Source organism: Streptomyces subrutilus (assembly GCF_001746425.1).
In the GTDB taxonomy this organism is placed as follows: Bacteria; Actinomycetota; Actinomycetes; order Streptomycetales; family Streptomycetaceae; genus Streptomyces; species Streptomyces subrutilus_A.
This window is the reverse complement of record NZ_MEHK01000001.1, coordinates 409,554-428,748: the sequence shown is the minus strand read 5'-3', so window position 1 is coordinate 428,748 and position 19,195 is coordinate 409,554. Positions and strand designations below refer to the sequence as shown.

16 protein-coding genes and 2 pseudogenes are annotated in these 19,195 nt (G+C 71.2%); 11 read left to right on the top strand and 7 right to left on the bottom strand.

The window, feature by feature from the left end; genetic code table 11:
* Window positions 1-124 precede the first annotated feature (124 nt).
* Both BGK67_RS39820 and BGK67_RS02965 read left to right on the top strand, forming a co-directional pair.
* Window positions 125-1,020, top strand: a pseudogene (locus BGK67_RS39820) (AMP-binding protein); the annotation flags it as partial.
* Between the two features lie 126 nt (window positions 1,021-1,146).
* Window positions 1,147-5,802, top strand: a complete 4,656-nt coding sequence (locus BGK67_RS02965; protein WP_432215505.1) for a type I polyketide synthase — start codon at window positions 1,147-1,149, stop codon at window positions 5,800-5,802.
* 177 nt (window positions 5,803-5,979) lie between these two features.
* On the opposite strand, the gene BGK67_RS02960 is transcribed toward BGK67_RS02965, so the two are convergent.
* Window positions 5,980-7,674 (bottom strand): alkaline phosphatase D family protein, encoded by a 1,695-nt coding sequence (locus tag BGK67_RS02960; RefSeq protein ID WP_069918414.1) that lies wholly within the window; start codon window positions 7,672-7,674, stop codon window positions 5,980-5,982.
* 187 nt (window positions 7,675-7,861) lie between these two features.
* Here BGK67_RS02960 and BGK67_RS02955 point away from each other — a divergent pair, with 187 nt between their 5' ends.
* Window positions 7,862-8,602, top strand: a complete 741-nt coding sequence (locus tag BGK67_RS02955) for an SDR family NAD(P)-dependent oxidoreductase (RefSeq protein ID WP_069918413.1) — start codon at window positions 7,862-7,864, stop codon at window positions 8,600-8,602.
* Between the two features lie 94 nt (window positions 8,603-8,696).
* On the opposite strand, the gene BGK67_RS02950 is transcribed toward BGK67_RS02955, so the two are convergent.
* A complete protein-coding gene (locus tag BGK67_RS02950; RefSeq protein WP_069923584.1) occupies window positions 8,697-9,272 on the bottom strand; it encodes a DinB family protein in 576 nt (191 codons plus the stop codon).
* 75 nt (window positions 9,273-9,347) lie between these two features.
* Window positions 9,348-9,815 carry a DUF1360 domain-containing protein gene (locus BGK67_RS02945; protein ID WP_079153971.1) on the bottom strand — a complete coding sequence of 156 codons (468 nt, stop codon included), beginning with the start codon at window positions 9,813-9,815 and terminating at the stop codon, window positions 9,348-9,350.
* Window positions 9,816-9,978: 163 nt separating this feature from the next.
* Between BGK67_RS02945 and BGK67_RS02940 the strand changes: the two genes are divergently transcribed.
* From BGK67_RS02940 to BGK67_RS02930, 3 genes are all read left to right on the top strand, one after another.
* Window positions 9,979-10,929: an SDR family oxidoreductase gene (locus tag BGK67_RS02940; RefSeq protein WP_069918412.1), complete on the top strand. Its 951-nt coding sequence runs from the start codon at window positions 9,979-9,981 to the stop codon at window positions 10,927-10,929.
* Window positions 10,908-11,363, top strand: a complete 456-nt coding sequence (locus BGK67_RS02935) for an SRPBCC family protein (protein WP_069918411.1) — start codon at window positions 10,908-10,910, stop codon at window positions 11,361-11,363. Before BGK67_RS02940 ends, BGK67_RS02935 begins: the two co-directional genes overlap by 22 nt.
* Before the next feature lie 251 nt (window positions 11,364-11,614).
* On the top strand, window positions 11,615-12,799 hold the full coding sequence (locus BGK67_RS02930; protein WP_107488753.1) for a PP2C family protein-serine/threonine phosphatase: 1,185 nt from the start codon (window positions 11,615-11,617) through the stop codon (window positions 12,797-12,799).
* Window positions 12,800-12,812: 13 nt separating this feature from the next.
* On the opposite strand, the gene BGK67_RS02925 is transcribed toward BGK67_RS02930, so the two are convergent.
* Window positions 12,813-13,016 (bottom strand): hypothetical protein, encoded by a 204-nt coding sequence (locus tag BGK67_RS02925; RefSeq protein ID WP_069918410.1) that lies wholly within the window; start codon window positions 13,014-13,016, stop codon window positions 12,813-12,815.
* A gap of 131 nt (window positions 13,017-13,147) precedes the next feature.
* Window positions 13,148-14,119: an aa3-type cytochrome oxidase subunit II gene (gene ctaC, locus BGK67_RS02920; RefSeq protein WP_069918409.1), complete on the bottom strand. Its 972-nt coding sequence runs from the start codon at window positions 14,117-14,119 to the stop codon at window positions 13,148-13,150.
* A gap of 379 nt (window positions 14,120-14,498) precedes the next feature.
* Between ctaC and BGK67_RS02915 the strand changes: the two genes are divergently transcribed.
* Both BGK67_RS02915 and BGK67_RS02910 read left to right on the top strand, forming a co-directional pair.
* Window positions 14,499-15,770, top strand: coding sequence for a PP2C family protein-serine/threonine phosphatase (locus BGK67_RS02915; RefSeq protein ID WP_069923581.1), 1,272 nt, complete (start codon window positions 14,499-14,501; stop codon window positions 15,768-15,770).
* Window positions 15,760-16,134 (top strand): STAS domain-containing protein, encoded by a 375-nt coding sequence (locus BGK67_RS02910; protein ID WP_069918408.1) that lies wholly within the window; start codon window positions 15,760-15,762, stop codon window positions 16,132-16,134. Before BGK67_RS02915 ends, BGK67_RS02910 begins: the two co-directional genes overlap by 11 nt.
* 48 nt (window positions 16,135-16,182) lie before the next feature.
* Here BGK67_RS02910 and BGK67_RS39815 read toward each other — a convergent pair.
* Window positions 16,183-16,346: pseudogene (locus tag BGK67_RS39815) on the bottom strand (response regulator transcription factor); the annotation flags it as partial.
* A gap of 274 nt (window positions 16,347-16,620) precedes the next feature.
* Between BGK67_RS39815 and BGK67_RS02905 the strand changes: the two are divergent.
* The 3 genes from BGK67_RS02905 (at window position 16,621) to BGK67_RS02895 (ending at window position 18,327) form a co-directional block, all read left to right on the top strand.
* Entirely contained in the window at window positions 16,621-16,848 is a 228-nt protein-coding gene (locus BGK67_RS02905; protein ID WP_244291122.1) for a hypothetical protein, read from the top strand.
* A gap of 346 nt (window positions 16,849-17,194) precedes the next feature.
* Window positions 17,195-17,590 carry an ATP-binding protein gene (locus tag BGK67_RS02900; protein WP_244291121.1) on the top strand — a complete coding sequence of 132 codons (396 nt, stop codon included), beginning with the start codon at window positions 17,195-17,197 and terminating at the stop codon, window positions 17,588-17,590.
* A gap of 140 nt (window positions 17,591-17,730) precedes the next feature.
* Window positions 17,731-18,327 (top strand): hypothetical protein, encoded by a 597-nt coding sequence (locus tag BGK67_RS02895; RefSeq protein WP_069918406.1) that lies wholly within the window; start codon window positions 17,731-17,733, stop codon window positions 18,325-18,327.
* Window positions 18,328-18,442: 115 nt separating this feature from the next.
* On the opposite strand, the gene BGK67_RS02890 is transcribed toward BGK67_RS02895, so the two are convergent.
* Entirely contained in the window at window positions 18,443-19,177 is a 735-nt protein-coding gene (locus BGK67_RS02890; RefSeq protein ID WP_244291120.1) for an oleate hydratase, read from the bottom strand.
* Window positions 19,178-19,195 lie beyond the last annotated feature (18 nt).

Here is a 19,195-nt window from a genome sequence, read left to right as displayed (position 1 = left end):
GGGTTCTTCCGCCTGCCGCACCGGAGGAGGGTACGACCCTGGACCGGATACGGGCCCAGGCGGACCGGACTCCCGATGCGGTCGCGCTGACCGACCGGGGGCGTGATCTGACGTACCGACAGCTGTGGGAGGCGGTTGCTTCGCTGGCGGGAGGTTGCGGGCCGGGGGAGTGGGCCGCGATGTGCTGGTCGGTGTTCACCTGCCGCGGTCGGCGGAGACGGTGGTGGCGATGCTGGCGGTGTGGCAGGCCGGTGGTGCGTACGTACCTCTCGACCCGGCGTATCCGGCGGCCCGTCTCCAGCACGTCCTGGACGACAGCGGTCTGCGGACCGTCATCACCCGCCCCGACACGACCGGCACCCTCGACACCACCACCGTGGACGTCATCCCCGTCGACAACCTCGCCGAGACGGCGGCTCTCCGCACGAGCGAGGACACACCGGCCGGCGACCCGTCCCGGCGCCCCGCACCGGCCGATCTCGCCTTCGTCATCTACACCTCGGGCTCGACCGGCAAGCCGAAGGGCGTGATGATCGAGCACGCCCAGTTCGCCAACTTCTGCGACGCGGTCGACGCACGGGTCGGAGGTGGCACGGGGGACACTTGGCTCGCCGTCACCAGCCCGTCCTTCGACATCTCGACGGTCGAACTGCTGTGGACGCTGACCCGCGGTTACCGGGTGGTCATCGCCGACGGCTCGGTCGCCGACTGGGCCGACAACCGGAAGTACGCGCCGACCCACTTGCAGTGCACCCCGTCACTGGCCGGATGCTCCTGGCCGACAGTGACGGCCGGGCTCTGCTCTCCGGCCTGGACCACATGATCGTCGGCGGTGAGGCCCTCGACCGCGCCCTCGCACAGCGACTCCTCGACCACTGCGGCCGGGTCACCAACATCTACGGCCCCACCGAGACCACCGTGTGGTCGACCACCTGTGACGTCCAACCAGGGGAGGTCTCCCTGGGCGACGCCGTCCCCCACGCCTACCTGTACGTCCTGGACGGTGCGGGGCGGCCGGTGCCGCGGGGTGTGCGGGGGGAGTTGTGGATCGGTGGCCGGGGTGTTGCTCGTGGGTACCTGGGTCGTGCGGAGCTGACGGGGGAGCGGTTCGTCGCCGATCCGTGGGCGGTGGAGTCGGGTGGCCGTATGTACCGGACGGGTGATCTGGTGCGGTATCGGGCGGACGGGAGTCTGCAGTACTGCGGTCGGACCGATCACCAGGTGAAGATTCGCGGGCATCGGATCGAGCTCGGTGAGATCGAGGCGGTGGCGGCGGGGCACCCGGCGGTGCTGGAATGCGCGGCGGTGGTGCGTGAGGACGTGCCGGGGGACCCGTACGTCCACCTCTACTACGTGCCGTCCACGACGGCCGGGGACACGGGCGGCACGGTTCGCGAGCGTCTGGAGCAGTTTTTGCCGGCGGTGATGTGGCCGGGCCGCGTCACGGAGTTGCCGGCGCTGCCGCACACGCCGAACGAGAAGGTCGACCGCCTGGCGCTGACCCGACTGGTCGCCACGGATGCTGCCTCCGCTCCTGCCGCGTCGGCGGGTGGGGGCGATGCGGGTGTCCGACAGGTCCTGATGCGGGTGTGGGCCGGTTTGCTGGGCGGTGCGGATCTGGATCCGGATCGGGGCTTCTTCGAGCTGGGTGCGACGTCGATGACGGCGACGCGGGCTCATCAGTTGATCTGTGCGGAGTTGGGGGTGGAGTTCCCGCTCGCGGAGATCTTCCGTCATCCCACGGTCAACAAGCTCGCCGCCTTCTTCGAACGACGCTCGCACGGCACCGCGGCCGTGGGTGTCGTCCCGGTTCGCGCGGTGTCGCGGCCGGTCGAGGATGAGCCGATCGCGATCATCGGCATGGCCTGTCGTCTGCCGGGGGCGGCGGATGTGGGTGCCTTCTGGGACAACCTGCGGGGCGGGGTGGAGTCGATCCGCCGTTTCTCCGCCGAGGAACTGCGGCAAGCAGGAGTTCCGCGCGAGCTGCTGGACGATCCGGCCTACGTGCCCGCGAAGGGCTGGGTGGAGGGCGCTGACCTGTTCGACGCGTCGTTCTTCGGCTATTCCCCGGCGGAGGCGGCCACGATCGATCCACAGCACCGGCTGTTCCTGGAGTGCGCGTGGCAGGGGCTGGAGCACGCCGGGATCGTTCCCGCCGCCTTCGACGGCGACATCGCCGTCTTCGGCGGAACCGGAAACGGCGGCTACCACAGCGGTGAGGTGACCGACCTCGCGTCGTTCTACCGGTCCATGATCGGCGGTCGGAACGACTTCCTCGCCACGCGCGTGGCTCACAAGCTGGACCTGACCGGTCCGGCGATGACGGTGCAGACGGCGTGTTCAACGGGCTTGGTGACCGCCCATCTGGCCCGTGAGAGCCTGCTGCGCGGCGAGTCCGACATCGCGCTGATCGGCGCGTCCTCCCTCACCTTCCCCCTGGAGCAGGGGTACCTGTACCAGCAGGGGCTCGTGGTCTCCGGTGACGGCCACTGCCGGGCCTTCGACGCGGAAGGCGACGGCACGGTCGGCAGCGACGGCGTCGGCGTGATCGTCCTGCGTCGTCTCTCCGACGCGCTGGCCGCCGGTGACACGGTCTACGCGGTCATCCGGGGCAGCGCGATCAACAACGACGGTTCCGACAAGGTCGCGTTCATGGCCCCGAGCATCACCGGTCAGGCGCGGGTGATCGCCGCCGCGCACGCCGCCGCCGGCACGGTTGCGGACACGATCGGGCTGGTCGAGGCGCACGGGACCGCGACCGCGATCGGTGATCCGATGGAGATCCGGGCCCTCCAGGAGGTCTTCGCGAGCACCACACGCCAGGAGCCGTGCGTGGTCGGGTCGGTGAAGTCGAACATCGGGCACACCGACACCACCGCCGGGATCGCGGGCCTGATCAAGGCGGCCCTGTGCCTGCACCACCGGACCTTCGTGCCGACGCTCAACTACACCCGCCCGAACCCCGAGATGGGACTCGATCCCCGGCTCTTCCACGTCAACACCGAACTCACCGCGTGGGAGAGTGCCGGCCCGCGCCGGGCCGGCGTCTCCTCCTTCGGCATCGGCGGCACCAACGCCCACCTCGTCCTCGAAGAAGCACCCGAGCGGACCGAGTGGTCCGAGACCGTCCCTCCCTCCCGCGCGGAGACGGAGACGTACCCGGTCGTCGTCTCGGGTCGTGACCGGGCGGCGCTCGCCGAGCAGGCAGGACGCTGGGCGGCCTGGCTGCGCGAGCATCCCGACCAGCGGATACGGGACGTGGCGTGGACGGCTGCCGAGCGCCGGACCCACTTCGCCGAGCGGGCGAACGTGACGGCCGGGAACATCACCGAGCTCGTCGAAGGACTGACGGCCCTCGCCGAGGACCGCTCCCACGAGCGGGTGCTGCGCGGCACGGCGGCGCCGCGAGGCCGGACGGTGTTCGTCTTCCCCGGCCAGGGCGCCGACTGGGACGGCATGGGCCGCGAGCTGCTCGAGCAGTCCCCGGCGTTCGCCGACTCGGCGCGCCGCTGCGACGAGGCGCTGCGGCCACTGACCGGATGGTCGGTCCTCGACGTCCTGCGTGGTCGCGGAGGAGAAGAGTGTTCCGCGGACCGGCTGGACATCCTGCAGCCCGTGCTGTTCACGATGTACGTGTCCCTGGCGGCCGCCTGGGAGGAACTGGGCATCCGGCCGTCGGCGGTGGCGGGCCACAGCCAGGGCGAGATAGCCGCGGCCGTCGTCGCCGGAGCGCTCTCCCTGGAGGACGGCGCACGCGTCGTCTGCCTGCGCAGCCGCGCCCTGCGGCAGGTGGCCGGCGAAGGCACGATGGCCGTCGTCGAGCTTTCCCTCGACGAGGTACGCAAGTGGATCGCCCCCTTCGGCACGGAGATCTCGGTGGCCGCGGTGAACACGCCCGGATCAACGGTGGTGTCGGGCGCCGCGTCCGCCATGACGGAACTCCTGTGCGCGCTCGACGACACGGACATCGCCTGCGGCCTGCTCGATGCCCCCGTCGCCTCCCACAGCCGCTTCATGGACCCGCTGCTGCCGGCGCTACGGGCCGGACTCTCGGGGCTGCGACCCGGCCCCGCGTCGATCCCGTTCTACTCCACCGTGACCGGCGACCTGCTCGACGGCCGGGCCCTCGACGCCGAGTACTGGTGCCGCAACCTGCGTGAACCCGTCCGGCTCGACCTCGCACAGGAAAGGCTCCTGGCGAACGGGCACGACGTGTTCGTCGAGATCGGTCCGCATCCCGTCCTCGGCATGCCGCTGACCGAGGGCAGCGGGTCGGCGGTGGTCGTCGCCACCCTCCAGCGCGGGGACGGCGACCGCGCCCGACTGCTGCGGAGCCTTGCCGAACTGCACGTCCACGGATGCGAGGTCGACTGGTCGAAGGCCCTCGGCCAGGCGCCCGCCCGCGTCGCGGACCTCCCCACGTACCCCTTCCAGCGCAAGCGCCACTGGCTGGAGGCGCCGACCGCGCGACCGGAGCCCGCTTCGACACCCGAGGCGGCCTTCTGGGACGCCGTCCACAGCGGCCAGGCGCAGCAAGTGGCCGACGCGCTGGGCACCGCCGTCTCCGCGACCGCGCTCGACGCTCTGGCCGAACTGCTCCCCGCGCTCGCGGCGATCCGGCCCGGCACCGGGGGATCTCGGCCCGGGATCGCGGACCGGGACGAACCGCCGGCCGGGGAAGCACACGACGGCGCCGCGGAGCTGGTCCGTGCCCTGGCCGACGCGGGACCGGACGACAGTCGGGAGATCCTCCTGGACCTCGTGCGCACCGAAGCGGCCGCGGTGCTGGGAGACAGCCCCACCGACATCCCCGCCGGCCAACCGCTGCAGCAGCTCGGCATGGACTCACTGGCGGCCGTGCGCATGCGGGCGAACCTCGAACGACGTACGGGCGTGCAGATCGCCCCGCACGTCATCCTCGGCAAGCGGGGCCTCCTCGGCGTGGTCGACGCCCTCCTACGGGAGACGACCGGAGCGGGTGCGGAGTCGGCGGCCGGGCACGAACCCGCACCCGCCGACGGCCGGGAATCGCCCTGGCTGCGGGTGCTCAAGCCCGGCGTGTCCCCTCGCGCCCGGATCGTCGCGTTCGCCGGCATGGGCGGAACCACCGACTCCCACGTCCCGCTGATCCGCCACCTGCCGGACGACATCGCACTCGTGGCGATCCAGATGCCCGGACGGGAGGAACGGGTCGCGGAGCCGCCCCTGTCCGATGTCGGCGCCGTCGCCGACGCGATCGTGGGGGCGCTCACCGCGCTGCCGGCGCTACCGACGGTTCTCTACGGACACAGCCAAGGCGCCCTCCTGGCATGGGAGGTCGCCCACCGGCTCGGGCCCGTCCGGGAGGACACTCCCGTCACCCTCGTCCCCGCCTGTGCGCCCGCTCCCTACAGCGAGCTCCCGCCGGAACTGGAGGACTTCCAGCGGGTCGGGGAGACCCTGCGGACGGGCGGCATCGGGCACGCGGCGGAAGCCCTTCGCGGACTGCTCCCCGATGCGCTGCTGGCCGACGAGGAACTCCTGAGGTCGTACCTCGGCAACCTCTGGGCCGACGTCGAACTCGCGAAGGACCACCGCGCACTCCTGGCGGCCGTCCACCGCGAGCCGCTCGACATCCCCATCACTACGGTCGCAGCCGCCGACGACCCCGTCCTGCCCGCGGGGACGCTGCACGACTGGCACGACCGGACCCGGGGGCGCATCGTCCACCGGACCATCCCGGGTACCCACGCGGCTCCCATCGAGAGCCCGCGGGCCATGGCGGCCGAGCTCGTGAAGGCGATACCGGCACCCTCCATCTGAGGGACCTCGGGCCCGCCCCCGCGCACCCGGTGGTGCGTGGCGGCGGGCCGAGGGCCACAGGGCCCCGGGACATCACCCCCGGGGGCCTGCCGGTGACGGGCGAGGATCATCAGGGTTCGGACCTGCGTGGCGGGGGCGTGGATGGCGGGGGCCGGGTGCGCACCGTCCGGCGGAGCGTCAACTCCCGTCCGTCAGGCTCCGGTCGAGGACGCCGATGAGCTGCGCCCCCGAGCGGTCGGTCCCGCTGCGCCCCCGCTTCGCCCCCGCCGAAGCCGTCTCCAGCCGCAGCCGCGCCGTACGTCCGCGCAGTGTCAGCGTCATCAACTGGTTGCCGAACCACGGTCCGCCGGTGCGCTCCCACCGGACCGCCGGTCGCGCGACCCGTCCGTGGCGGGCGAGGAGATGCCCGATCGCGTTGCCGATCCGGCTCCAGCCGAAACGGAATCCGGCCCGCATGGCCGCGGGCACCGAGTTGTGCAGCGGTGAGCAGGTGAACTGGAAGACGCGGGAGCGCGGCTGCTGCCCGGTGGTCCAGACGGGTTCCGCCACGTACGCGTGGTGCACGTCCCCGGAGAGCACGCACACCGTCGCCGGTGCGGCGTCGCCCCTTCCCACCTCGGCGACCGTGTCCGTGAGCTTCCCGAACGACGCGGTGAACGCCGCCCAGTGCTCCAGGTCCGCCCGCCGGCGCAGCCGCTCGCCGAAGCGCGCCCAGCGCGGCCCGCGTTCGCCCCGGCAGAGCGCCGCGTGCCAGCTCTCCGCGAAGTGGACCATCGGGGGCAGCAGCCACGGGAGCGAGGTCCCGACCAGCAGGTGGTCGACGCCGCCGGGGTCGTCGAAGGCCTGGGTCCTCAGCCAGGCGGCCTCGTCGGGGTCCAGCATCGCCCGGTGCTGCTCCTCCAGCACCCGGGCGGCCCGCGTGTCGACCATCAGCAGCCGGGTGCGACCGAAGTCCCTGCGGTAGCTCCAGCGCACGCTCGCCGGGTCGGCGTCGGCGCGTTCGGCGAACGCGCGCAGCACCTCCGTGCCGTCGTCGGCCGCCCGTACCGCCGCGTACAGCTTGTCCTCGGCGAGCTCGGCGGGGGAGAGGTTCCCCAGGTGCTGGTAGACCCAGTACGACATCAGGCCGCCGGTGATGCGCTCGTGCCACCAGGGCGTCGCCCGCATGTCGGCTACCCAGGCGGCGCTGGTGTTCCAGTCGTCGATGACGTCGTGGTCGTCGAAGATCATGCAGCTGGGCACGGTCGAGAGCAGCCAGCGCAGTTCGGGGTCGCCCCAGGACTCGTCGTAGAGGTGGGTGTACTCCTCGTAGTCGGCGACCTGGTCCGGCGGGGCGGCGGAGCCGGTGCCGGCGGCCCGCCGGTGCCGGGCGATCCAGGCGCGGGTGTCGGCGGACGTCTCGTCCGCGTACACCTGGTCGCCGAGGAGGAGGAGAACGTCCGGACGCTCGGCCTCCGGGTCGGCGGCGAGCCGGGCGGAGAGGGTGTCGAGGACGTCGGGACCCACCGGATCGGACTCGCCCACGGCAGGCGCCGCCCACCGGCACGAGCCGAAGGCGACCACCGCGCCCGTCGCCGGGACCGGCGGCGTGTGGATGGTGCTGGGCGGCAGGGGCGAGTCCGCGAGGGGCCACACCCGCTCGCCGTCGAGCAGTACCTCGTACGTCGTGGCGGACCCGGGGGCGAGTCCGGTCACGACCACCAGTGCGTAGTGGTGGCCGGCGACGCGGAAGGTCGCGGCCGAACCCCCGGCGCCGCCCGGGCACCGGACCTCCGCCGTGCACGCCCGGTCCGTCTCCACCCACACCGTCGCGCTCGTGCCCGACTCCCAGTCCACGTGTCGCAGGAGCGGTCCCAGCCTCAGACCGGCCATCGCGAGTCCCCTTCCGGCGTTCCGCACGGTACGGAACGGCCGCTCCGTACAGTACTGAACGACGGCGGAAACGGCGCCGTTCTACCGCCCCGCCGCCCCGCCGCCCCGCGCCGGGCCAAGGGCGCGGGAGGGCCGGCGATGGCCACACGACGTATCCCTGCTCGAGTCCGTGGCAGGATCCGTCGGCATGAGGATGCAACAAGCGGATCGGCCCGTCGCCCTGGTCAGCGGGTCCACGTCGGGGATCGGGGAGGCCGTCGCGCGGAGGCTGGCCGCCGACGGGATGTATGTCGTCGTCCACTCGCGGCGCAGTACGGAGGCCGGACAGGCGCTGGCAGCGGAACTCGGCGGGGCTTACGTGCAGGCGGATCTGGCGGTCGAGGACGAAGCCCGGGGACTGGTCGAGGAGGCGCTCGGCCGGTTCGGGCGGCTGGACGTGCTCGTCAACAACGCCGGCATCAGCTGGCCCATCCCGCACGACGACCTGGCCGCCGCGACGCCGGCGGACTGGCGGCAGCTGCTGGAAGTCAACCTCATCGCACCCTGGGTGCTGTGCACGACGGCACTTCCGGCGCTGCGCCGAGCCCCCGGGGGAGGCAGCATCGTGAACATCACCAGCCATGCCGGGGTGCGCCCCAAGGGATCGTCGGTGCCGTACGCAGCCGGCAAGGCCGCGCTGAACCACGTGACCCGGCTGCTCGCGGCTGCACTCGGGCCGGACGTGCGGGTCAACGCGGTCGCTCCGGGGCTGGTGGACACGCCGATGACGAAGGACTGGCCCCGGGTGCACGAGGTGTGGCGGGATCGCGCGCCCATGCGCCGCCCGGCTCAACCCGCCGATGTGGCCGACCTCGTGGCATCAGTGATCGCCCACACCTACCTCACCGGCGAGGTCATCGTGCTCGACGGAGGACTGAACCTGACCTGAGCCGACCGGTCCCACGGTGCTGGCCCACCCGGTCCCCGGTGGAGACCGCGCTGACGGCCCATGACCGTGCCGTTCCCCCCACCGGCCCCGCTGATCACTGGCCTACTCGGCCGTCGATCCGCTCGCGCAGGAGGTCGGCGTGGCCGCAGTGCCGGGCGTACTCGGCGATCTGCGCCACCAGGATCTCGCGAAGGGGCGCCTCCCCGGTTCGCGTGCCGAGATCGGCGAAACCGGCGATGAAACGGTCGGTCACCGCGCTCTCGGCTCGCCACTGCCGCCAGGCGTCCTCCACGACCGCCGGGTCGGCGCTCGCGCCGTTCCAGTCGGCGTCGCGGTCTTCAGCGGTCCGGTAGATCCTGGGCAGGTCCTCGCCGGCCATCCGGCGCAAGTGCCGCTCGTCCTCGGCCATGTGCCGCACCAGCCCGAGCAGGGACATCGTGGACGGGGGCACGGAGCGGCGGGCCAGCTGCTCGGCGTCCAGGCCCGCACACTTCATCTCGATGGTGAGACGGAAGTAGCGCATCGCCTCCAGCAGCGTGCCGCGTTCGTCGACCGTCCCGGCTTCGGTCTCGCGCGGGTCGTCATCCGGGTCGACCCACATGTCGGGGTAGATGGTGGAGGGGGTCCACCGAGTCACCGCTGCTTCGTTGTCATACTCGCCCGAGTCCATGATCACATCGTGGAGTGGATCCACTGGCTCCGCCACTGAATATCAAGGTTCCCCTCGAGCCGGTCCGGCCGGCGGTCAGTGATCCTTCGCGAGGGCCGAATGCCCGAACTGCAAGGCGTCCGAAACGGTCAGAGCGGTCAGGGCGCCGGTCACCGTGCGGGTGGCTTCCGGCCAGATGGCGCGGGCGCCGGTGAAGGTCGCCACGATCCACACGCTCAGGCAGAACGGGCAGCTGATCAGCTCACCCACCGTCTCCCGACCGGGTTCCTCGCGGGGGGTCTCATTGAGCTCTGCGGGGGCGCCGGCACCATCCACGTGTGTGAACGGGGCGCGAACAGGCCGCGTCACCGTGGCTTTGGCGATCAGTCGGCTGAGCCTGAAGGTGGCGGTGGCGGTGAGAACGAGGTCCCAGGGCCCCGGCGTGGCCGGCCGGGGCCGTCCGATCCGGCGCTGCAGCACGGACCAGGCGGCTGCGTATCCGGCGAAACCCGCCATCGCGCCCAGGTGCCCGCTGTGGGACCGCAGACCTTGGAGTGTTCCCATCGAAATTCCTCGTTCCGCCCGCTTGAGCCGCCGCTGCGTCGTAGTCGACGTGATCGGCACCACGGGCTGTCGAGGGGTCGCCTACCCGGCTTCGACCCGCGAACGCCTCCGCGCAGCGGCCCGTGCCCGGCGTGGAACCCGTGCGGGCGGGCAGGGGCACGGCATGAGCTTCCGCTCCCGCCGTATCCGAAGCCCCTTGCCGGGCCGCGTCGCCGTGGTCACCGGCGCCGCTCGGGGCATCGGCGAGAGCCTGGCCTACGCCCTATCCCGGCGCGGCGCCAAGGTGGCCCTGCTCGGACTGGAAGGGGAGCGGCTGCGCCGGCTGGCAGCGGACCTCCCCGGACCAGCGGCCCCCTGGACGGTCGACGTAACCGACCCGAACGCCCTTGCCGCCGCCGCCGAATCCGTCCGCGGCACGCTGGGCACGCCCTCCGTGGTCGTCGCGAACGCCGGCGTCGCGATCGGCGGGCCGCTCCTGGACTGCGATCCAGCAGACTGGCGGCGCGTCATCGAGGTCAACATCGTCGGCAGCGCCCTGACCGCACGCTGCTTCCTCCCCGACCTGCTCCGCAACCACGGCTACTACCTCCAGGTCGCCTCCCTCACGGCTCTCGCACCCACCCCGCTCCTCACCGCGTACTGCGCCTCCAAATCCGGAGCCGAAGCCTTCGCCCACGCCCTGCGCGCCGAGGTCACCCACCGCGGTGTCGATGTCGGCATCGCCTACCTGAACTGGGCCGACACCACGTTGATCCGTCATGCGGACCAGACCGCGGTCTTCCAGACACTGCGTGCGCGCCTGCCGTGGCCGGCCTCCGTCAGCCAGGACCCCGCCTCCTACGCCGACGCCATGGTCCGGGGCATCGAACGCCGCTCGGCTCATGTGTACGCCCCGCCATGGCTGCGCGGCGCGCAAGCGGCCCGCGCGTTCCTGCCCCCGCTCGTCGTCCACTACTCCCGACGGGTCCTCGCGGCCCGCGGGGACGAACCCCTGCCGGCCACCGGCCTCCTCGGACCCGGCGGCGCAGCCTCCGACACCAAGGCACGCGCCGGGCCGGACCGGCACTCTCACCTTCGTCCAGGAGGACAACCATGGCCGTACGACACCACCTGATACACGCCACGCCAGGCCAGGTGTGGGCGGTACTCGCCGACACTTCCCGCTACGCCGACTGGGTGGTGGGGACCAGTGACTCGCGCGCCGCCCGCGGCGTGTGGCCCGAGCTGGGAGCCGCGCTCGAGTACACCGTGCGGATCGGACCATGGACCGTGGCGGGCACCACCGTCGTGCGACGCGTCGACGCGCCCGCGGAACTGGAACTCGAAGTCGACAGCGGCCCCCTGGGCACGGCCCGAGTGGCGATCGAAGTCCGCCCTTGGGGCGAGGAAGCCCTGGTCATCGTGGACGAGCACCCTCTGCGGGGTATCGGCGGCACGTTCCACAACGCCGCAGTAGACGCATTGATCCAGCTACGCCACCGCAGCATGCTCGCCCGGCTCGCCAAGGTCGTGGAGGAGCACGCCGCAGCAGGTCGCGTACAGGACTGACCGTCACCCCTCGCGGGCCCATCGAAGCAGAAGCCATGCCCCGCGGGCACGTACTGTCCCCTGCCCCATGACCCCCACACCTGCCCGGCCGGCATACGAGCCGCGGGGGCGCCGACGCGGAAGGAGGGGGCGGCTGATTTCGGACAGTGCGGCCGTCCCCGCATCCGATCGGCCTTCAGCGTACGAAGGTATCCCGGTGGCGATTCCGTCGTTTCGCGGGAAGGAAACCCGCAACCCTGGAGGCTGATGCTGTGGATGGTCGAATCGGACTGGCCCAGGTCCTGTCGGCGGCCGAGAGCGCCGCGCCGGTGGACTCCCTCGACGTTGTGGCGCGCAGCCTGCGCGACCGGTTCGGGGCCCGGTACGTGTCGTTCCTGTTCGTCGACGTCGTCGGTCGGCGTCTGCTGCGGGTCCACGACAGCGTGCTGAGCGATCAGAAGGACGACCGCGCGAAGCAGGTGCCGCTGTCCGGCAGCAGTGTCTACGATGACGTCCTGCGCAATCAGCGCCTGGTGCTGGCACGGGACGGCGGGCAGGGACAACGGGTGCTCGCGCCGGTGACGAACCGCGGCGACACCATCGGCGTCCTGGAGCTCTTCCTCACCGAAGTCACGGACGACGTCCTGCGGCAGGTGGAGGACGCCGCGCACGCGCTGGCGTACATCATCGTCACCGACCGCCGCTTCACCGACCTCTACCACTGGGGCAACCGCACCACCGCCGTCAGCCTCGCCGCGGAGATCCAGCGGCAGCTCCTGCCCACGGCCCCCTCCTGTGACGCCCCTCAGTTCACGCTCGCCGGCGCCTTGGTCCCGGCCGCCACGATCGCCGGCGACACCTACGACTACAGCTGCGACACCCACACCCTTCACCTGTCGATCACCGACGCCATGGGGCACGACACGAGCGCCTCCCTGATGGCCACCCTCCTGGTCAACGCGTCCCGCGGCGCGCGCCGCGCCGGCGAAGACCTGGCCGAGCAGGCCCGCCAGATCCACCAGGCCCTCATCGAGCACGGCAACCGGACCTTCGCCACCGGCCAACTCCTGCGCATCGCCTTCGACGGCACCGGCGCCCAACTCGTCAACGCCGGCCACCCCTGGCCCTACCTGCTGCGCGACGGGGAGGTCACCGAACTGCGCGTGTCCGTGAACATGCCCTTCGGTGTCGTCCACCACCGAGGCCGCTACCAGGTCCAAAACCTCGACCTGCGCCCCGGAGACCGCCTCCTGCTCCACACCGACGGCATGCAGGAGCGCGAAGCCGAAGCCGTCGACCTGCCCGGCCTGCTGCGCAAGACCGCAGCCGAACACCCGCGCGAGGTCGTGCGCGCGCTCGTGGGCGCCGTCACCGACGCCTACGACGGCCGCCCGCCGAGAGACGACGCCACCGTCCTCTGCCTCGACTGGCACGGCCCAGAAGCCGGAGCTTCGTAGCCACGGATCGCTGTCACAGCTCGTCGTAGCCGCCAAGGGCGTCATCCTCGCCGAGCATGTCCTCCTCGCGGCGGCGCGGGACTTCGCTGTCCTTGCTCCTGCGTTGGACCGGCTGCCGGGGATGAGCAGGGTCCTGCCCTGCCGGCACTTCCGACCCCGGCTGCACCTCGTCGGGCCCCTTACCGGACCACGGCCGTTTGTCCTGCGTACCGCCCATGGCGTCACTCCTCACGCGAAGGAGGGCTGTGCATTCAACGCTGACACGCTCCGAAACATTCGGCAGCACGTACCCGTCGGGAACGTCAAGCGGCTCGCAATCCGCACCCGGTGCCGTCGCCGTCGGTGTGCTCAGAGGAGGTGTGACTCCGCGTTCCTGGCCGGGTCGGTGATCTGGATGCCCGCGGGGACGTAGCCGCGCTTGCCCTCGGCGGCCAGCTGCCTCAGGTGCTGTCGGTAGCGTTCAGGTGAGACGACTTTGGCGTTGAAGAGCATGCGGGAGTGGTCGACGCCGCAGAGCTCGGCGCACTTGCCCCTGAAGGTGCCCTCTCGGCTGGGGGTCACCTCGAAGACGTTGACGTTGTGGCCGGGGAAGACATCCTGCTTCATCAGGAACGGCAGCACCCAGAAGGAGTGGATGACGTCCCTGGACGTCAGGATGAACCGGACCTTCTCGCCCTTGGGCAGCCACAGGGTAGGGCCGGGGTTACCGGTCTGCGGGTTGCGCGTGCCCGGGACCCCGACGTCGTAGACTCCCTCGGCCCCAGCGGGGAAGGCTTGCATGTGCCGGTCCGGAACGATCTGCAACTGCCCAGCGGCCTTCGCGTCGCCCGTCTCGGTGGCGCCGTCCACGTTCTCGATGTAGTTGAAACCCCAGCTCCACTGGAAGCCGACCACGTTGATGGTGTGAGCGGGCTTCCGGGAGAGTTCGAGGAGCTTGGCCTCGTCCCGTGCGGTGAAGTAGAAGAGAACCGCGACGATGATCAGCGGAACCACCGTGTACAGCGCCTCGATGGGCATGTTGTACCGGGTCTGCGGGGGGATCTCGACCTTCGTCCTGGTGCGCCGGTGGAAGATGACCGCCCAGATGATCAGACCCCACACCAGCACGCCGACGACGAGCGCGGCAGCCCACGAACCCTGCCACAGAGACAGGATCCGCGGTGCCTCTTCCGTGACCGGGGTCGGCATCCCGAGCCGCGGGAAGTCCTCCCAGTTGTACTCGCAACCCGAAGCGGTCGCCAGGACCAGGCTCGCGGCCAGTACCCGCAGGGGCCTGCGCAGCGAACCGTGGGGAGAGCGGTCACAGCCGTTGGGACTCACGTAGGCGCCTTCCCGAGGGTCCTGCCAACACGTGCAGGGCTGACAACCGCAGCATCACGGCGGTAGCCGACCCGACGCGGACGAGAGATGCCGGACTTATGGGATCAAGACGCTAGCGGTCGGCGCCGTGGAATGAAGTCCAACACGCGGAGGGTGGGGTTTCGGCGGGGGTGGGGCCCCGGTGGTGGGATGTCGGCGTTTCCGGGGCGGTCGGGGAGTCCGGCTGGGCCCTGCGCGGCTTGCCTGTCGGAATCGGCGGCTCAGGAGGAGAGTGGGGAGTGCGGGCACCTGTGTGTCGGCGTTGGGCCGTGTGTCGGCGCGGGCCGAAAACCGGAGGTTCTGCGTGAGCGACTGGGAGCGTGACGCACAGGGGCGGCGCATGCTGGCGGGTTTGTTGTCGGCGAGCCATCTGATGCCGCTGGAGCTCCTGCCGGCGAAGGTGGCCGAGCACGCGGCGGAGGTCGGCTTCACTCAGGTGCTGATCTATCTGGTGGATCTCCAGGGCGATGTGATGCGCCTGGTGCCGGGCGAGGACGGCGACCCCGGCGCGGCGGTCGGTGAGGAGACCGAGCTGAAGATCGAGGGCACCATGGCGGGGCGCGCGTTCCAGTACGGGCAGATCCTCCCCGGCGCCGACACGGACCAGGGCGGCGGCTGCTGGTGGGTGCCTTTGGTGGACGGCACCGAGCGTGTGGGCATCTTGCGGATCATCACCAGCCTGGACGACCCGCGGGCCCGGGAGGACATGGAGCTGCTGTCGGCCCTGATCGCCCTGCTCCTCGACAGCAAGCGGCGCAGCAGTGACACCCACGCGCGGCTGACCCGTACCCGGCCGCTGAACATCGCTGCCGAAATGCAGTGGCACCTGATGCCGCCGCCCACGTACGCGGACGGACGGGTGGTGATCTCCGCCGCGATGGAACCCGCCTATGAGATCAGCGGCGACGCCTTCGACTACGCGATCGCCGGGCCTGTGGTGCACCTTTCGCTGTTCGACGCGATGGGCCACGACACGGCCGCCGGACTGACCGCGAACCTGGCGATGGGCACCTGCCGCAACGCCCGCCGCCAAGGCGCGGGCCTGGTGGAGACCAGCGAACGGATCGAGGACGTACTCCTCGAACAGTACGGCCGGGACCGCTACGCCACCGGCATCCTCGCCGACCTCGACACCCGCACCGGCGTCCTGACCTGGGTCAACCGCGGCCACCACCCCCCGCTCATCATCCGCGGCGGCCGCTGGAGCACCCTGCTGGACTGCCCGCCCGCCCACCCCATGGGCACCGACCTCGGCCTCCCCGTCAGCCTGTGTCGCCACCAGCTGGAACCCGGCGACCGCCTCGTGCTCTACACCGACGGCATCACCGAAGCCCGCCGGACCGGCAACGAGGAATTCGGCCTGGACCGGTTCACCGACTTCCTCATCCGCCACCACGCCGACCGCCTGCCCGTGCCCGAAACCCTGCGCCGTCTCATCCACGCCGTCCTCGAGCACCACGACGGCCACCTCCAGGACGATGCCACCGTCCTGTTCTGCGAATGGCTCGGCCCCACCCCACAGGCCACCGAGCGGGCGGCGGCTCTCGCCGGCGTCCCTGCGGTCGGCGACAGCGCGCCGGGCGAGGGCAGGAGGCCCCCCGGTGACCAGTGACCCGCAACCACACCTGGTCCTGCGCGAGACCCGCGACGGCCTGGCCATCGCCGCCGTCGTCGGCGCGCTGGACATTTACACCGCCCCGTTGCTGTGCGAGCAGGCCACCACCCTCCTCACCACGCACCCTCACCTGGTCCTGGACATGTCGCATGTCACCTTCTGCGACTCCTCCGGCCTCAACACCCTGCTCCGCCTGCGCCGCCACGCCGCGGCCGCCGACGGCAGCCTCGCCCTGGCGGCCGTCCCCGCTCAGCCCATGCGGCTCCTGACCGTCACCGGCACGGACGCCGTCTTCACCCTCTACGCCGGCGCCGCCGAGGCACTGGCCGATCACGCAGCCCACCACCAGCCCGCCCCCTGACGACGAGGACGAGGACGGCAGCGGCGAGTGACGGTACCGGAAACCGGCCCTGGGCCTTTTGTCGAGCAGTCCGGCCCGCTGCGCCAGCAGCGCGGCCTGCACCCGGCTCGTCACCCGCAGCTTCGTGAGGATCGCGCTGACGTGGTCCTTCACCGTGCCGGTACCCAGGTGGTCGCGCGCGCCCCGATGTCGGCGTTCGACAGCCGCTCCGCCCGCGGAGGGATATGACCCTCCGGACGGCAGGGACAGCGTGGGCAGGACCGTCGCAGAACGCGTTGGGCGGTCATGTGTGGCCGATGTTTAATCTTCCGCTTCGGGGTAGTCGCCCGTTAGGACAGCGTCGATCTTGGCGTGATCCCGACCCGTGAAGTGCACTACGCACTTCGCACAACGGATTGGACACCTGCCATGGCCACTGGAAATCCGATCGGCACCCCCGGTCACCGCGCGAGCGACACGGACGTTTCCGGACACGGGACACGGCGATTGTCGACCGAGACGAAGTCGGCCCTGAAGACGACGGAATTCTTCGTCTACATCGCGGCCGTCGTCGCGGTGCTGATCGCGTCGATGGTGGTCGGCACCGAAGAGGGACACCGCGACTACTTCCGTGCCGACACCGCGTGGCTGTACATCGTGATCCTCACCGTCGGCTACATGATCAGCCGCGGGCTGGCCAAGTCCGGCAGCCGCGACCACTACGACGGCTCCTGACCCCGGACGCCGGCCGCGGCGGAGCCTGCCTTCGCCCAGTGCGGCCGGCGCCCCATATCCGGTGAGCACCGGCGCGCAGACGCGGCTCCCAAAAGTCCGGCGGCGGGCCGACGACCTCATCCACGCCGGCCCTAGGCCGACGACCTCGCGCTCTGCACTCGCCGCGCCGCCTGATCCACGTATCTCGCCCCCGCTGGGGAGCGGCCCCAGGCAGGCATTTCTCCGGTGGTGTCGTGGCCGTCACCTGGCTCCCTTCTGCTCCCGGGCCGGCAAGCCGTCTCCCGGTTCTCGCTCGCGATACTGGGCATGTGCGACATACAAGCCACAGGGACGGAAGGAGGAAAAGGTGAGTGCAGTCGTTCTTGATCAGCCCCTGTCCCGCATGGACCGACCTGTGGCGGCAGCCCGTGACGCCACCCGCGCCTTCCTGACCCGGGCGGCCCGCCTGCGGGCCCCCGCCAAGGACGCGAGCATGGACAACGTGCTCCTGGTGGTGTCCGAGCTCGTCGCCAACGCGATCCGGCACGCCGTCGGCCCCTGCGCCCTGCACCTTGAACTGCTCGAGGGCTCGATCGACGTCTGTGTCACCGACCACAGCCCACAGTCTCCGCGACCGCGGACTCCCGGATCGGACGGGACCGGCGGGTGGGGGTGGTTCATGATCAAGCGGCTCGCCACCCACATTCGGATCAAGCCGGTCCCGGCAGGTGGCAAGACCATCTGCGCGGAGCTCCCCTGGTAGCAGCGCCAAACCGCAGCCCGACCTCACCTCTCTCACGGCCGTTCGGAGCAGCCGGTATGGCGGCGCGCGCGGGGGCGGGCGACGGTGGCTGCGGTGCCGGCACGTCCGCCGGCATGCGCCGCGTCCTGTCGAGGAGTGTCATGTCGGAACGCAACACCGTCTTGCGCAGTCTGCACGATGTGGGCCTGGCCGCCTGGTTCGGCGGATCTTTGATGGGTGCGGTGGGCCTCAACGGCGCCGCCAAGGGCCATAGCGACAGCTGGCGTGACAACGCGCGGATCGCCAGCGCCGGCTGGGCCAAGTGGACCCCGGTCAGCGCGGTCGCGATCGGCGCGCACCTGGTCGGCGGCAGCGGGCTGCTCGCCGCGAACGCGTCCCGGGTCGCCACCCAGCAAGGGGTGGCCGCCTCCACCGTGGCCAAAACGGTGCTGACCGGCGTCGCCCTGGCCGCCACCGCCTACGCCCGGATGCTGGGCAAGAAGATCGAACTCGCCTCCTCGCAGGACCCGCAGGACGCGGAAGAGGCAGCTGCTGCCTTCGACATCAACAAGGCGGAACGCCAGCTGTCCTACGCCCAGTGGCTGGTACCGGCGGTCACCGGCGGCCTGCTCGTCCTCAACGCCCTGCACGGGGAGCAGCAGCGTCCTGACCAGCAGGCGCAAGGCATGTGGCAGCGTGCCTGTTCCCTGTCCCCGCACCTGCCCTCGGGCGCCCACTGGCACCACCTGCGGGACTGAGGCCGGACCCCGGCGCCGGCCGGCAGGTCAGTGCGGTGGCTGCGACGGCGACGGGACGGTGGACCGAACGCTGTCCGCTCGGAATCCCTCCGGGCGGACAGCGGCACGGGCGGTGTTACCGGGTGGCGGGAAGGAGTCCGGACTCCGTGAGCAGCCGGCCGATCTCGGTGGAGTCCAGCTTGGCCAGCAGGTGCTTGCGTACGGCCTCGGGTCCGGGCACGCCGAGCGGCTCCCCGTCCCGCAGCCGGTGGGCGGCGTCGAGCAGGGTGCGTACGTCGTAGGTGGAGCCGAAGACCTCCGGTACACCGCGTTCGATGCCGAGCAGCTGGTAGGCGGCTTCCATGCCGGTGCGGACCGAGTACTCGGTGGTGAAGATCGTGTCCCGGGTGGTCTCGGCGAACTGTCCGATGAACGCGAAGTTCACGGCCTTCTCGGGGACCACGGCGGGGCGGTCGCCGGCTCGGCGGGGCAGGAAGAACGAGGTGACGTACGGCATCATCACCGGAACGCAGCGGGCGCCGGTCGCCGCCAGTTCGCCGATCTCGTCCAGGGGCACGCCGAGGTGGTAGAGCCACTCCTGGGTGATCTCCTCCCCGGTGCAGTCCTGCATGGGCTTCTTGACGTAGTCGCCGGGGCGCTCGGTGAACAGTCCGTACAGCCAGACGACGATCTGGTCCGCGGGTTGCTGTTTGAAGTGCGGCTGCCGGTTGACGGTCCAGCGCAGGAGCCAGCTGGAGTCCCGTACCGTCACGACGCCGCCGGTGACGACCTTTCCGCTGAACGGGTCGCGCCGGGTGATCTTCTCGATCAGCCGGGGGACACGCTGACCTCTTTTCCAGACAGACGCCACGGCCGGAGACCTTGCGAA

Coding starts and splice junctions, on each gene's coding strand:
- BGK67_RS02915 (WP_069923581.1), top strand. CDS start 14,499: ATGCTGGCGGGTTTGTTGTCGGCGAGCCATCTGATGCCGCTGGAGCTC.
- BGK67_RS02935 (WP_069918411.1), top strand. CDS start 10,908: ATGGCCGTACGACACCACCTGATACACGCCACGCCAGGCCAGGTGTGG.
- BGK67_RS02945 (WP_079153971.1), bottom strand. CDS start 9,815: ATGGGAACACTCCAAGGTCTGCGGTCCCACAGCGGGCACCTGGGCGCG.
- BGK67_RS02965 (WP_432215505.1), top strand. CDS start 1,147: ATGTACCGGACGGGTGATCTGGTGCGGTATCGGGCGGACGGGAGTCTG.
- BGK67_RS02960 (WP_069918414.1), bottom strand. CDS start 7,674: ATGGCCGGTCTGAGGCTGGGACCGCTCCTGCGACACGTGGACTGGGAG.
- BGK67_RS02895 (WP_069918406.1), top strand. CDS start 17,731: ATGTCGGAACGCAACACCGTCTTGCGCAGTCTGCACGATGTGGGCCTG.
- BGK67_RS02925 (WP_069918410.1), bottom strand. CDS start 13,016: ATGGGCGGTACGCAGGACAAACGGCCGTGGTCCGGTAAGGGGCCCGAC.
- BGK67_RS02950 (WP_069923584.1), bottom strand. CDS start 9,272: ATGGACTCGGGCGAGTATGACAACGAAGCAGCGGTGACTCGGTGGACC.
- BGK67_RS02940 (WP_069918412.1), top strand. CDS start 9,979: ATGAGCTTCCGCTCCCGCCGTATCCGAAGCCCCTTGCCGGGCCGCGTC.
- BGK67_RS02955 (WP_069918413.1), top strand. CDS start 7,862: ATGAGGATGCAACAAGCGGATCGGCCCGTCGCCCTGGTCAGCGGGTCC.